14 protein-coding genes, 2 pseudogenes and 1 riboswitch are annotated in these 13,239 nt (G+C 69.7%); of the genes and pseudogenes, 9 read left to right on the top strand and 7 right to left on the bottom strand.

From position 1 onward, the window contains the following. Positions 1 to 94 precede the first annotated feature (94 nt). The 3 genes from ACFU8W_RS40115 (at position 95) to otsB (ending at position 1,652) form a co-directional block, all read left to right on the top strand. The gene (locus ACFU8W_RS40115) at positions 95 to 295 is read left to right on the top strand and encodes a hypothetical protein (protein ID WP_384048651.1); all 201 of its coding nucleotides are present in this window, start codon (positions 95 to 97) and stop codon (positions 293 to 295) included. A gap of 32 nt (positions 296 to 327) precedes the next feature. Beyond that, positions 328 to 621, top strand: a complete 294-nt coding sequence (locus ACFU8W_RS40120) for a DUF3263 domain-containing protein (protein WP_384048654.1) — start codon at positions 328 to 330, stop codon at positions 619 to 621. Positions 622 to 776: 155 nt separating this feature from the next. Further along, the gene (otsB, locus tag ACFU8W_RS40125) at positions 777 to 1,652 is read left to right on the top strand and encodes a trehalose-phosphatase (protein ID WP_384048657.1); all 876 of its coding nucleotides are present in this window, start codon (positions 777 to 779) and stop codon (positions 1,650 to 1,652) included. Between the two features lie 8 nt (positions 1,653 to 1,660). Here otsB and ACFU8W_RS40130 read toward each other — a convergent pair whose 3' ends face one another. Both ACFU8W_RS40130 and ACFU8W_RS40135 read right to left on the bottom strand, forming a co-directional pair. Then, entirely contained in the window at positions 1,661 to 3,055 is a 1,395-nt protein-coding gene (locus ACFU8W_RS40130; protein ID WP_384048660.1) for a trehalose-6-phosphate synthase, read from the bottom strand. Positions 3,056 to 3,109: 54 nt separating this feature from the next. Then, positions 3,110 to 4,060 carry a glucosyl-3-phosphoglycerate synthase gene (locus tag ACFU8W_RS40135; RefSeq protein WP_384048663.1) on the bottom strand — a complete coding sequence of 317 codons (951 nt, stop codon included), beginning with the start codon at positions 4,058 to 4,060 and terminating at the stop codon, positions 3,110 to 3,112. A gap of 152 nt (positions 4,061 to 4,212) precedes the next feature. After that, a riboswitch (SAM riboswitch) is annotated at positions 4,213 to 4,339 on the top strand. Positions 4,340 to 4,356: 17 nt separating this feature from the next. On the opposite strand from ACFU8W_RS40135, the gene thrC reads away from it, so the two are divergent. The 4 genes from thrC (at position 4,357) to groL (ending at position 8,574) form a co-directional block, all read left to right on the top strand. Continuing rightward, a complete protein-coding gene (thrC, locus tag ACFU8W_RS40140) occupies positions 4,357 to 5,658 on the top strand; it encodes a threonine synthase (protein WP_327245060.1) in 1,302 nt (433 codons plus the stop codon). A 33-nt stretch (positions 5,659 to 5,691) separates the two neighbouring features. Then, positions 5,692 to 5,970 (top strand): MoaD/ThiS family protein, encoded by a 279-nt coding sequence (locus ACFU8W_RS40145; protein WP_317866360.1) that lies wholly within the window; start codon positions 5,692 to 5,694, stop codon positions 5,968 to 5,970. Positions 5,971 to 6,403: 433 nt separating this feature from the next. After that, complete coding sequence (locus ACFU8W_RS40150) at positions 6,404 to 6,610, top strand: cold-shock protein (protein ID WP_003967346.1); 207 nt, start codon at positions 6,404 to 6,406, stop codon at positions 6,608 to 6,610. A gap of 341 nt (positions 6,611 to 6,951) precedes the next feature. Then, a complete protein-coding gene (gene groL, locus ACFU8W_RS40155; protein WP_345512271.1) occupies positions 6,952 to 8,574 on the top strand; it encodes a chaperonin GroEL in 1,623 nt (540 codons plus the stop codon). A 193-nt stretch (positions 8,575 to 8,767) separates the two neighbouring features. On the opposite strand, the pseudogene ACFU8W_RS40160 reads toward groL, so the two are convergent. The 3 genes and pseudogenes from ACFU8W_RS40160 to ACFU8W_RS40170 all read right to left on the bottom strand — a co-directional run. Further along, positions 8,768 to 9,172 (bottom strand): annotated as a pseudogene (locus tag ACFU8W_RS40160) (hypothetical protein); the annotation flags it as partial. A gap of 170 nt (positions 9,173 to 9,342) precedes the next feature. Beyond that, positions 9,343 to 9,624, bottom strand: a complete 282-nt coding sequence (locus ACFU8W_RS40165; protein WP_384048738.1) for a DUF397 domain-containing protein — start codon at positions 9,622 to 9,624, stop codon at positions 9,343 to 9,345. Then, positions 9,610 to 10,031: pseudogene (locus tag ACFU8W_RS40170) on the bottom strand (Scr1 family TA system antitoxin-like transcriptional regulator); the annotation flags it as partial. The pseudogene ACFU8W_RS40170 and the gene ACFU8W_RS40165, both read right to left, overlap by 15 nt. Positions 10,032 to 10,204: 173 nt before the next feature. Between ACFU8W_RS40170 and ACFU8W_RS40175 the strand changes: the two are divergent. Together ACFU8W_RS40175 and ACFU8W_RS40180 are read left to right on the top strand one after the other, a co-directional pair. After that, the gene (locus ACFU8W_RS40175; RefSeq protein ID WP_384048667.1) at positions 10,205 to 10,396 is read left to right on the top strand and encodes a hypothetical protein; all 192 of its coding nucleotides are present in this window, start codon (positions 10,205 to 10,207) and stop codon (positions 10,394 to 10,396) included. Then, the gene (locus ACFU8W_RS40180) at positions 10,386 to 10,619 is read left to right on the top strand and encodes a hypothetical protein (RefSeq protein ID WP_345512269.1); all 234 of its coding nucleotides are present in this window, start codon (positions 10,386 to 10,388) and stop codon (positions 10,617 to 10,619) included. The genes ACFU8W_RS40175 and ACFU8W_RS40180 overlap by 11 nt, the downstream gene beginning before the upstream one ends. Before the next feature lie 53 nt (positions 10,620 to 10,672). On the opposite strand, the gene ACFU8W_RS40185 is transcribed toward ACFU8W_RS40180, so the two are convergent. Then, complete coding sequence (locus ACFU8W_RS40185; RefSeq protein WP_384048671.1) at positions 10,673 to 12,190, bottom strand: PTS transporter subunit EIIC; 1,518 nt, start codon at positions 12,188 to 12,190, stop codon at positions 10,673 to 10,675. A gap of 51 nt (positions 12,191 to 12,241) precedes the next feature. Continuing rightward, positions 12,242 to 13,216, bottom strand: coding sequence for an N-acetylmuramic acid 6-phosphate etherase (gene murQ, locus ACFU8W_RS40190; protein WP_384048675.1), 975 nt, complete (start codon positions 13,214 to 13,216; stop codon positions 12,242 to 12,244). Positions 13,217 to 13,239 lie beyond the last annotated feature (23 nt).

The following is a 13,239-nucleotide window of genomic DNA, read 5'->3' on the forward strand; positions in this document are numbered from 1 at the left end:
GAGGACCCCCGATAGGTCTAGTCCACTATTGCTGTTTGTTGAGGATCCATACAAAAGTGTGGCAAAGCCTCGGAGTGCGCTCCGGAGCACGCCTTTGACCGGGCCTTCTGCCGAGCTCGGGGAGACGGGATCACATGGTTTCGTGCTCGCGGGCCTGACGATCCCTGCGTACACGTTTCTCATGCGGCTCACCGCGGGGCGGACACAGACACTCAACGAAACGGCCGCCGTGCTCGGTTCGATCTCGGCGGAGGCGTCGAAGGCGGCGGGCGCGGAGGGGCGGGTGACCGGGTAGCGGGTCCGGGGGCGGGCGATAGGTTGGCTCATATGACCGCCCCCGACGACGGCTCCAGCGAAGCGGAACCCCCTGCCGACAGCCCCGCCGACCGCCCCGGCACCGGGCTCTCCGACCGGGAGCGTGCGGTCCTGGCCGTGGAACGGCGCTCGTGGCCCGGCCCGGGGGCGAAGGAGCGGGAGATCCGGGAAGGCCTGGGCATCTCGCCGACGCGCTACTACCAGCTGCTGAACGCACTCCTGGACGACCGGCGGGCACTGGAGGAGGACCCGGTGACGGTGAACCGGCTGCGACGGATCCGGGAGGCTCGGCGGGGGCGGCGGTGATGCTGCGGCATCGCCGCGCATCCAGCCCCTCCGGCGACGCAGGAGCGGGTGCCCCGGTGCGGAGCCACCGATTCCGGGCAGGGTGGGCAGGGGGAACAGGCCGAGCGCGGGCGCGGGCCGTAGCCGCACCGCACCACCCTCGATACCCTCGACCCATGGGCAGCACTCCGGAACAGTCCCTGCCGACCCCCACCACCCCGGCCGGCCGCGAAGGCCTCGCCGCTCTCCTCGCCCGCCCCGAGCGCGCGGTCGTCGCGCTCGATTTCGACGGCACCCTCGCCGAGATCGTCCCGGACCCGGAACAGGCCCGCGCCCACCCCGGCACCGTCCCGGCCCTGGCCGCGCTCGCTCCGAAGGTCGCCTCCGTCGCCGTGATCACCGGGCGCCCGGCCGACGTCGCGGTCCGGCACGGCGGCTTCGCCGGGGTCCCGGGCCTTGACCACCTCGTCGTTCTCGGCCACTACGGCGCCGAACGCTGGGACGCCGTCTCCGGCGCCGTCCACGCCCCCGCCCCGCACCCGGGCGTCGCCGCAGTCCGCGCCGAACTTCCCGGCCTGCTCGAACGGTTCGCCTCCTGGCGCGGTACCTGGATCGAGGAGAAGGGCCGGGCGCTCGCGGTCCACACCCGCCGTGCCGCCGACCCGCAGGCCGCGTTCGACGCGCTGCGCGGCCCGCTCGGTGCGCTCGCCGCCCGGCACGGGCTGATCGTCGAACCGGGCCGTCTCGTCCTGGAGCTGCGACCGCCCGGCATGGACAAGGGTGTGGCGCTCACGGAGTTCGTCCGGGAGACGGACGCCGAGTCCGTTCTCTTCGCCGGCGACGACCTGGGCGACCTCGCGGCCTACGCGGCCGTGGAGAAGCTCCGCGCCGAGGGCCCCGACGGCATCCCGGGCCTACTGGTCTGCAGCGGCAGCGCCGAAGTACCCGAACTGGCCGAACGCGCCGACCTGTTGCTGCCGGGACCGGGAGCCGTCGTGGAGTTTCTCTCGGCCTTGGCGCACCGCCTCCGGTCGGGTCCCATCGAGGTGTGACGGGCGCGTCACCCCTGCCGCAGCGCCTCCAGCTGCTCCAGGAACCACTGCTGCGGCGGCAGCGCCGTCGCCGCAGCGGCCAGCCGCTTCGAGCGCTCAGCCCGTTCCCCGTCCGGCATCGTCAGAGCCTCGTGCAGGGCGGCCGCCGTCGCGGACACGTCGTAGGGGTTGACCACGATCGCGTCGGCGCCCAGCTCCTCGTACGCCCCCGCCTCCCGTGACAGCACCAGCGCGCAGCCCGCGTCGGAGACCACCGGGACCTCCTTGGCGACGAGGTTCATGCCGTCGCGGATCGGGTTGACGAGCGCCACGTCCGCCAGCCGGTACGCCCCCAGCGAGCGCGCGAAGTCGTCGTTCACATGGAGCAGGACCGGGGTCCAATCGGGTGTCCCGTACGCCGAGTTGATGTCGTCCGCCAGCCTCTGCACCTCGGCCGTGTACTCCCGGTACACCGTCAGGTCCTGCCGCGACGGGTACGCGAACGCCACATGCACCACCCGCTCGCGCCACTGCGGGCGGGTGCTCAGCAGCTCCCGGTACGCCAGCAGCCCGCGCACGATGTTCTTGGACAGCTCCGTACGGTCCACCCGCACGATCGTCTTCCGGCCGGTGCCGCCCACCTGCTCCCGCAGCACCGCCATCCGCTCGTCCACGTCCGCCTCGTGTGCGCGGCGGCGCAGGAAGTCCGCGTCCGCGCCCAGACCGTGCACGCCGATCCTCGTCCGGCCCGTGCCGCCCAGGATCTCCGTGCAGCAGCCGATGAACGCGTCCGCCCACCGCCGGGTCAGGAAGCCCGCCCGGTCCGCGCCGAGCATGCCGCGCAGCAGCTGCTCCGCGATGTCGTCGGGCAGCAGCCGGAAGTAGTCGACCGGGGCCCACGGGGTGTGCGAGAAGTGGCCGATCCGCAGGTCGGGCCGCAGCTCGCGGAGCATGCCCGGGACCAGCGCCAGGTGGTAGTCCTGCACCAGCACCGCGGCGCCCTCGCCGGCCTCCTCGGCGAGCGCCTGCGCGAAGGCCAGGTTGTACGTTTCGAATGACGCCCACTGCCGGCGGAACTCCGCGTCGAAGACCGGATCCAGCGGTGTCTGGTACAGCATGTGGTGGACGAACCAGAGCACCGAGTTCGCGATGCCGTTGTAGGCGTCGGCGTGGACGTCGGCGTCGATGTCGAGCATCCGTACGCCCGGCTCGGCGATCTTGTGCCGGACCGCCGCCCTGTCCCCGTCGCCGAGCGCCGCGCAGACCCACAGCTTGTCCTCGACCGCGCTCAGGCCGGAGACGAGCCCGCCGCCGCCCCGTCTGGCGCCGATCGAACCGTCCGCGCGCAGCGCGTACGAGACGGGGCCGCGGTTGGACGCGACGAGTACCTGGGCAGCCGACGTGACCGCGTGCTCGGAGACCATGTTGCGGAATCTAGCCCGATCGCGAACCACCCAAACGTGCGAAGTCAGGCCGCGTCAGGCCGCGCGGCGTGAAACGTACTCCGTGATCTCGCACATCGGGGGCCGCTCCTCCGTGTCCACCGGATGGGTGCGCGGTACGAAGCCGTCCTCGCCGCGCTCGAACTGGGTCAGGGCCGGACGTACCAAGTGACCTCGGGAAAGTCGGAGTTGAGCGGTGCGATAGATCGCCGCAGCCATCCGTCCCAGCGCCTGGCCGTCCTGGTGGCGGTGTCTGCGCACCCCCACGTCGACCTGCGCCAGCGCGTCCAGCCCGACGGTGTGCAGGGCGTCCACCAGCAGGCCGAGTTCCACTCCGTAGCCGACGGGGAACGGAAGCCGCTCCAGGAGCGAGCGCCGTACCGCGTATTCACCGCCGAGCGGCTGGACGAAGCCGGCCAGCTGTGGCCAGTGCAGATTGAGCAGCGGGCGGGCCACCAGTTCCGTGACGCGGCCGCCCTGACCCGCGGTGTCGCCCAGGGGGCGGTCGTACATCGCCTTGACGAACTGCACCCCGGGGTCGGTGAGCAGCGGGCCGACGATGCCGGAGACGAAGTCGGCGGAGAAGTCCCTCAGGTCGGCGTCTATGAAGCAGACGATGTCACCGCTGGTGACCAGGAGCGAGCGCCACAGGACCTCGCCCTTGCCGGGGAGCGCGGGCATGCGCGGGAGTATCGCGTCGCGGTGCACCACTCGGGCGCCCGCCTTCCGGGCGACTTCCGCCGTGCCGTCCGTCGAGCCGGAGTCGATCACCAGCAGCTCGTCGACCAGCGGCACCTTCTCCATCAGCTCGACCCGGATCGTCTCGACGATGGCGCCGACCGTCGCCTCCTCGTTCAGGGCGGGCAGCACCACGCTCACGCTCCCGCGCCGCGGGTCCCGGCCCTTGGCGGCGACGAGCCGGTCCAACGGGCGGTCGGCTGCCGACCAGGAACGCCTGGCCAGCCAGCGTTCGACCTCTTCCAGCACGGTCGATACTCCCTGTATGTGATCCATCTCGCGGTTCGGACGACTATCTCAACCGTCCGATGCTTCGGTTACAGTCTTGAACAACGCGGATGACCGGCGCATGTCGGGGTCCTCCGCCAATAAATGCCTGGGTCGATGATCCAGTGCCATAGCGCTCATCCAGAGGGACTGAGGGAACGGCCCGTTGAAGTCCCGGCAACCCTCCCGCCGACCGCGAGGTCAGGTGGGGAAGGTGCCAATTCCGGCTCGTGGCGAAATGCGCCGCGAGGAAGATGAGGAGAAAGGGCCTCGCCATCATGGCTGCGCAGACTGTTGCAGTAAGCACCGATTCTTCCACCGACGCCGTCGACCTCGGCCCCGCAGCGGCACTCTCCTGCCGCGAGTGCGGAGAGCGTTTCGAGCTCGGTCCCCTTTTCGCCTGCGCGTCCTGTTTCGGGCCGCTCGAAGTGGCGTACGACCTGCCGAGCGGCTCCCCGGACGAGCTGAAGAAGCGCATCGAGGCCGGACCGAACAACATCTGGCGCTACGCGCCGCTGCTGCCCGTCCCCGCCGATGTCGCGGACAAGCCCAACATCAACCCCGGTTTCACCAAGCTGGTCAAGGCCGACAACCTCGCCCGTGAGCTGGGCGTCACCGGCGGGCTGTACGTCAAGGACGACTCCGGCAACCCGACGCACTCCTTCAAGGACCGCGTCGTCGCGATCGCCGTCGAGGCCGCCCGCGCCTTCGGTTTCACCACCCTCTCCTGCTCCTCCACCGGCAACCTCGCCGGTGCGGTGGGCGCGGCCGCCGCCCGGGCCGGCTTCCGGTCCTGCGTGTTCATCCCGCACGACCTGGAGCAGGGCAAGGTCGTCATGGCCGCGGTGTACGGCGGTGAGCTGGTCGGCATCGAGGGCAACTACGACGACGTCAACCGCTTCTGCTCGGAGCTCATCGGCGACCCGCTCGGTGAGGGCTGGGGCTTCGTCAACGTCAACCTGCGCCCGTACTACGGCGAGGGTTCCAAGACGCTCGCCTACGAGATCTGCGAACAGCTCGGCTGGCAGCTGCCCGACCAGCTCGTCATCCCGATCGCGTCCGGCTCGCAGCTCACGAAGATCGACAAGGGTCTTCAGGAGCTGATCAAGCTCGGTCTCGTCGAGGACAAGCCGTACAAGATCTTCGGCGCCCAGGCCGAGGGCTGCTCCCCGGTCTCCACGGCCTTCAAGGCCGGTCACGACGTCGTGCGCCCGCAGAAGCCGAACACGATCGCCAAGTCCCTGGCGATCGGCAATCCGGCCGACGGTCCGTACGTCCTGGACATCGCCCGCCGCACCGGCGGCGCGGTCGAGGACGTCAACGACGAACAGATCGTCGACGCGATCAAGCTGCTGGCCCGCACCGAGGGCATCTTCGCCGAGACGGCGGGCGGGGTGACGGTCGGCGTGACGAGGAAGCTGATCGAGGCGGGTCTGCTGGACCCGACGCTCACCACGGTCGTCCTGAACACCGGTGACGGTCTGAAGACTCTGGACGCGGTCGCCCCGACGACCGGCCCGACCGCGACCATCCGGCCCAGCCTGGACGCGTTCCGCGACGCCGGCCTCGCCAACGGCTGACCCGACCACCCGAGACGTAAGGAAGGCACCCACATGAGCGTCAAGGTCCGTATCCCCACCATCCTGCGCACCTACACGGGCGGCCAGGCCGAGGTCCCGGCCGAGGGCTCGACCCTCTCCCAGGTCATCGAATCGCTGGAGCAGAACCACCCGGGCATCGCCGCGCGTGTCCTGGACGACCAGGGCAAGCTCCGCCGCTTCGTGAACGTGTACGTCAACGACGACGACGTGCGCTTCGAAGGCGGTCTGGAGACGGTGACCCCGGACGGCGCGGGCATCTCCATCATCCCGGCGGTCGCGGGCGGCTGCTGACGTGTAGTCGGCCTCTGCGGCCGACTCCGCAGCGTTACCGGAATTGCCCCCTCTGCGAGCTGAGCGGAGGGGGCAATTCTGCATGGTTGAGCGCGGTAGAGTTGGGAAGTCCCCTCCGCTGCCCGTGCCGACCGCATATGAGAATGCGCCCGCCCGCGACAAGATGCAGCCAAAGTGTTCCAACTCCTTGCGCCGTAAGTGGCCTTTGTCCGGCCCGACTTGCCCTGGAATCACATAAATTCCCCATATTCGGGCGTTCGGCGCTGCCCAGAATTCTCGTCCGATTGACCTGTTGCAGAGGGCAGTTGGGCAGATACATTCGGCCGCGGTCGACGCGTTCCGGCGCACGCACCCTCTCCTGTCGGAGGGTGAGTTCTGACCCGGGTCCGCGAAGTGCGGTCCTGTGCAGGGGCCAGTAATAGGGGAGTTAGGCATGGCTCAGGGCACCGTCAAGTGGTTCAACGCGGAGAAGGGGTACGGCTTCATCGCGGTCGACGGTGGTGCGGATGTTTTCGTCCACTACAGCGCGATCCAGATGGACGGGTACCGCACCCTCGAAGAGGGTCAGCGAGTTGAATTCGAGATCTCGCAGGGCCAGAAGGGGCCGCAGGCGGACATGGTCAAGCTCGCCGTCGGCTGAGCTCGGCGCGGTCGGCCAACGACACCACTCACGCACGAAGGGCCCGTACCCACCGGGGGGCGGGCCCTTCGTGCGTGCCCCCGCCCGTCGCGCCCCCCGGCACTCCGCGCGCCGTCGCCCGGCTTCCGGGTTGTCCGCAACCGCCGGGGGCGCTTGCACTCGGGGGGGTCGAGTGCTAATCATTGGCGTTAGCACTCTCCAGGTGAGAGTGACAGAACTTGGACCGGGCCGGTGAGGCCCGCAAGCTTGGTGGGGCAAGGAACCACCGGGCGCGCAGGCCGTCCGTCGCGGGCGCCACTCGGTCCGGAGAAATCCACCCCTGTCCGGGAGGACCACTTCACATGGCCAAGATCATCGCGTTCGACGAGGAGGCACGGCGCGGTCTCGAGCGCGGGATGAACCAGCTCGCCGACGCCGTCAAGGTCACCCTTGGCCCCAAGGGCCGCAACGTCGTCCTCGAGAAGAAGTGGGGCGCGCCCACGATCACCAACGATGGTGTTTCCATCGCCAAGGAGATCGAGCTCGAGGACCCGTACGAGAAGATCGGCGCCGAGCTGGTCAAGGAAGTCGCCAAGAAGACGGACGACGTCGCCGGCGACGGTACGACCACCGCCACCGTTCTCGCCCAGGCGCTCGTCCGTGAGGGCCTGCGCAACGTCGCCGCGGGTGCCAACCCGATGGCCCTCAAGCGAGGCATCGAGAAGGCCGTCGAGGCCGTCTCCGCCGCTCTGCTGGAGCAGGCCAAGGACGTGGAGACCAAGGAGCAGATCGCTTCGACGGCCTCCATCTCCGCCGCCGACACCCAGATCGGCGAGCTCATCGCCGAGGCGATGGACAAGGTCGGCAAGGAAGGCGTCATCACCGTCGAGGAGTCCCAGACCTTCGGTCTGGAGCTGGAGCTCACCGAGGGTATGCGCTTCGACAAGGGCTACATCTCGGCGTACTTCGCCACCGACATGGAGCGCATGGAGTCGTCCCTGGACGACCCGTACATCCTGATCGTCAACTCCAAGGTCAGCAACGTGAAGGACCTCCTTCCGCTGCTGGAGAAGGTCATGCAGTCCGGCAAGCCGCTGCTGATCATCGCCGAGGACGTCGAGGGCGAGGCCCTGTCGACCCTGGTCGTCAACAAGATCCGTGGCACCTTCAAGTCCGTCGCCGTCAAGGCCCCGGGCTTCGGTGACCGCCGCAAGGCCATGCTCGGCGACATCGCCATCCTCACCGGTGGCACCGTCATCTCCGAGGAGGTCGGTCTCAAGCTCGAGAACGCCGGCCTGGACCTGCTGGGCCGTGCCCGCAAGGTCGTCATCACCAAGGACGAGACGACGATCGTCGACGGCGCCGGTGACACCGACCAGGTTCAGGGTCGCGTCAACCAGATCCGTGCCGAGATCGAGAACTCCGACTCGGACTACGACCGCGAGAAGCTCCAGGAGCGCCTGGCGAAGCTGGCCGGCGGCGTGGCGGTCATCAAGGCCGGTGCCGCCACCGAGGTCGAGCTCAAGGAGCGCAAGCACCGCATCGAGGACGCCGTTCGCAACGCGAAGGCGGCCGTCGAGGAGGGCATTGTCGCCGGTGGTGGCGTCGCGCTGCTGCAGGCTTCCGCCGTCTTCGAGAAGCTGGAGCTCTCGGGTGACGAGGCGACCGGTGCCAACGCCGTCAAGCTGGCGCTGGAGGCCCCGCTCAAGCAGATCGCCGTCAACGGTGGTCTCGAGGGTGGCGTCGTCGTCGAGAAGGTGCGCAACCTGCCGATCGGTCACGGCCTGAACGCCGCGTCCGGCGAGTACGTCGACATGATCGCCGAGGGCATTCTCGACCCGGCGAAGGTCACGCGCTCCGCTCTGCAGAACGCCGCGTCGATCGCCGCGCTGTTCCTGACCACCGAGGCCGTCATCGCCGACAAGCCGGAGAAGGCCGCTGCGGCCGCTCCGGGCGGCATGCCGGGCGGTGACATGGACTTCTGATCCTGACGGATCGGTAGTTCGGTCGTACATCGGCCCCCTGGACCTGCACGGGTCCAGGGGGCCGATGCCATGTCCGCGGCGGCGCTGACGCTCCACGAAGTCCTCGATGGGCATGTCGGGGCGGTCGGCGATGCTGGGGGTCATGGCGTCGCCTCCTTCCCACCGGCGTGCCCCCGCTTTCGGTGCGGGTGAGGGTGCGGCCGAGCGCGGCGAGCAGGACGAACGCCCGTGAGCGGGTCGGCCGTTGCTGTTCCGGCGGTGCGTCGCCGCTGGTGAACGCCGCCCACCGGTCGTCGTCGCGCGGCGTGCGGGAGAAGGACGTACGCGTCACCCAGCGTGCGCCGCCCGAGCCGATGAGGTGCTCGCTGCCCCGGCGCAGATGCCCGGCCCGCTGGAGGTTGTTCAGCGCGGTCCGCAGCGCGCACTGCCCGTACGGCAGCACGGTGGCCAGCGTCTTCACGGAGATGTCGGCGCCGTCCGGCAGCCGGTCGACATGGGCGGCGAAAGCGGCCTCGCGCGGCGGAAGATGTGCGAAATCATACGCGGTACGGGGTTGTTGGTCGTGTGCAGACCGCTTGCCGTAGCCCGGATCGGCCATCGGGTGGGGCGGTACGTGCGGTGCGTGCGAGGCGGCACCAAACTGGCTCGAAGCCATTGGATCGCCTTCTTCGATCTTGGTGGTCAGACCCCTGTTCGGTGTTCCCGCACCGACGGGGGTCGTTCGTTCATCGGAACGCCAGAGCGTTCGCGCCGTGTGCGGCAAGCCGGTCACGAAAAGTGAACACCCCTGCTGGGGAGGGTGGGTGGGGTGGAGCCCTCCACCCATTCCTTGGAAAGGGCGCTCGGGCTCCGTGGCTTGAGCCCCGGGAAGCACACGGAGAAGGGGGCAGGGACCACACCGGGGTGCCCGTCGGCGACTTCCAGACGGTCCCCGCCGCTGCCGCCGCTGTACGTCGACTTCCGCCACGTGGCCACTTCGAGGCAGTCGCCGCCGCTCGCACCGCTGTACGAGGACTTGTGCCGGATCGTCGTGGTCAGGTCGTCGATCACGTTCTCCGGCGCCGTCGGCCGGTACGCGCGGAACACCGCTCGCGCGTACGCCTCCGTCTGCAGCAGACCGGGAGTCAGCTGAGATGCGTACTCCTCGATGGTCTTCGCGACGGCTTCCGCCTCCGCCGCCTCCGCGAAGTGATCCGGGTACTTCGACTTCTTCAGGGCGACGCAGTTCCGTACGAAAAATCCGTTCGCGCGCAGGATTTTTCGTCGAACTTCTGGGCCTGGTCCATCTGCATCCGGCGTGTACCGGACTCCAGTTGGCCGATGGACGAGCCACTGACGAAGAGCGGGAGACCGATTTCTTCCCGGGAGAGACCGGCTTTGTTCCTTCGGTGCCGGAGTTCGGCGCCGAGGGGGGCGCGCGGAGAGGAGGACGGGTCGAGTTTCTTGGGCCTCCGCATGACAACTCCCTGTGAAACACAGGCGGTTGTTGGTTCTTCGCCCTTTCCGGGCTAGCCGCGTGTTGGACACGCTGGGTGTGCATTGCGGTTACTGAGCGTGGAAGGTGTGCAGGATGACCACTACAGGGCGATGACGGGTTGCTGCCGGAAGAGTGGGGGAGGCGGAGGACGCGGTGGAGAAGTTGAGGCAAGAGCTGAAGGGCGTGGGGCTCACGCTGCCGTCGCTGCGGGTCGATCCGGTGTCGTGCGCAGGGAACGAGCCCGCGCCGCTGGTGGACCTCGGGCGGTGCACCGTCGATACGGCGCTGCGGCTGAGTGCTGTGCCGGCACGGACGGGCAACAGGGAGGCCGGTCATGACGAGTGAGGGGCTCGAACCGTGTACGCCGGAGCCCGGGTCGTTCGCGGTGGACTCCCGGGACGGGCGGGTGGGGCGCGTGATGGGGTGCGTCGGGCCGTACGTACAGCTGCGGCCGCCGGGCGGCGGTGCGGAGTGGGACTGCCCGCCGGAGGCTGTGCAGCCGGCGTCGCCCGGGGATGTGCTGCGGGCCAGGGTCAGGGAGGTCAACCGGGAGGGGAGGCTGCCCTGAGAAGCGTGAAGGGCGGCACCCGGTGCGGGTGCCGCCCTCCTTGCGTGACGGGATCAGGCGCGGGCAGGTTCCTGCGCCGGGTCCGTGGTCGGGGCGGCCGGGATGCCCGTCGCCGCGACCGTCGAAGCCGCCGGTTCCTGCGACACGTTGAACTCCGCCAGCAGGTCCTTGCTGAAGCCGAAGAAGTACGTGGCGACGAAGCCCGCCAGGTAGCCGACCAGCAGGCCGCCCGCGTAGATCGCGATCGTCGTGCCGAGGCCGTGGTTGCCGTCCAGGAGCGGGAACAGGGCCCAGCCGGACGGGCCGATCGCCGTCGAACCGACCGCGCTGCCCAACTGGTTGAAGAGGCCGACGAACGCGCCGCCGAACGCGCCGCCCACGCATGCCGTGACGAACGGGCGGCCGAGGGGGAGGCTGACGCCGTAGATCAGCGGTTCGCCGACGCCCAACAGGCCCGCCGGGAGAGCCGACTTGATCGTCCTGCGGATCGACTCGTTGCGCGGGAGGCGGAGGTAGACCGCAAGGGCCGCGCCCACCTGGCCCGCGCCCGCCATGGCGAGGATCGGGAGCAGGACCGTGTAGCCCTGCTGCTCGATCAGAGTGGTGTGGATCGGGATCAGCGCCTGGTGCAGGCCCAGCATCACCAGGGGAAGGAAGAACCCGCCGAGGATCAGCCCTGCGCCCGCACCACCGTTGGAGAGCAGCCAGTTGGCGAAGTCGCCGATGGCGGTGGAGACCTCGCCGGCCACGTACATCAGGCCGAAGATCGTCACCAGGCCGGAGACCAGCACCGTCAGCGTCGGGGTGACCAGGACGTCCAGCGCCTCCGGGACCCAGCGGCGGCACCACTTCTCCACGTACACCGCGAGGACGGCCGCGCCGAGCGCGCCCAGCACACCGCCCTGGCCCGGGGAGAGCTTCTGGCCGAACGCCTCGATGTTCGCGACGCCCGGGAAGACGATGATCGCGGCGACCGCACCGCCGAGGATCGGCGTGCCGCCGAACTCCTTCGCCGTGTTGTAGCCGACGAACACGGCGATCAGCGCCATGAAGCCGGACGCCATCGCGGCGAGGGCGGGGGTGACCGAGGTCAGCCAGCCCAGGTTCACCAGCAGGCCGTTGAGCCCGGCGATGATGCCGCAGCCGATGAGCGCCGGGATCAGCGGGACGAAGACATTCGCGATCTTCCGGAGGAAGAGCTTGAACGGGGTGGCGTTCTTCGCCTTCCGGGCCGCCTTGATCGCGGCGCCCTGGGCGGCGAGTTCGTCCGCGGTGGTGGTGGTGTGCGCGGGCACCGGTTCTGCTGCCCGGCCCTCCTCCACCAGCTGCTCGAACTCCGGGGTGACCCGGGCGACGGTGCCCGGGCCGAGGACGATCTGGTACGTGTCGTCCTCGACCACACCCATGACGGCGGGGAGCGCCTTCAGGGCCTCGTCGTCGACGAGCGAGCGGTCACGCAGACCCAGCCGGAGCCGGGTCATGCAGTGGACGACGGAGCTGACGTTCGAGGCGCCACCAACGAGCGGAAGGATCGCGGCGGCAGTGGCGCGGTTCTTGTCTTCTGTAGCCATGGTGCGTGGTGCCTTGCTGTGCGGGGGTGCGGAGCGGTGCCCCGGATGGGGTCAGGTGGTGCGGGGTGCGGCCGCGAGGGCGGCGCGGAGGTGGCCGTCGGACGCGGACAGGAGCGTGGCGGCGGTCGGACCGTCGACCTGGCCGAGGATGGCGAGGATCGCGTTCTTCACCTCGCCGTCGGTGGCGGCGAGCGCGGCTTCGATCTCCGTGTCGGAGGCGCCGGTGGCGAGGGAAACGATCCGGCGGGAGCGGGCGCGCAGCTTCTCGTTGGAGGCGCGGACGTCGACCATGAGGTTTCCGTACGTCTTGCCGAGTCGGATCATCGTGATCGTCGACAGCATGTTGAGGACGAGCTTCTGCGCCGTACCGGCCTTCAGGCGGGTCGAGCCGGTGAGGAGCTCCGGGCCGACGACGACCTCGATGGGGTGCTCGGCCGCGGCGCCGAGCGCCGAGTCCGCGTTGCAGGACAGGCCGATGGTCAGCGCCCCCTTGGCGCGGGCGTGTTCGACGGCTCCGATCGCGTACGGCGTACGGCCGGAGGCGGAGATGCCGACCACCGTGTCGTCCGGGGTGAGATCCAGTCCGTCGAGGTCGGCGGCGGCCAGCTCCTTGCTGTCCTCGGCGCCCTCGACTGCTGTGACCATCGCGGACGGGCCGCCCGCGATCAGACCGACCACCTCGGACGGGTCGGTGTTGAACGTGGGCGGGCACTCGCTGGCGTCCAGGACGCCGAGCCGGCCCGCGGTGCCCGCGCCCGCGTAGATCAGCCGGCCACCGCGGGCCATGCGTCCGGCGACCCCGTCGATCGCCGCGGAGATCTCGGGCAGCCGGGCGGCGACGGCGGAGGGGACGGACTGGTCCTCGCCGTTCATGATCCGGGCAATCTCCAGCGTGGCCAGCCGGTCGATCTCGGCGAGCTCGGGCCGGAACGCCTCGGTGGTGAGGGTGGCGAGTTCGGCGCGCAGCTCTCCGTACTCGGAGGGCTGATCGGGCGTCGCGGCGTTGGCGTCGGTGGTGGAGGTCATGGAGAGCGGCTCTGCTTTCTCGA

The sequence above is a fragment of the Streptomyces sp. NPDC057565 genome, from assembly GCF_042801455.1.
In the GTDB taxonomy this organism is placed as follows: Bacteria; Actinomycetota; Actinomycetes; order Streptomycetales; family Streptomycetaceae; genus Streptomyces; species Streptomyces yanii.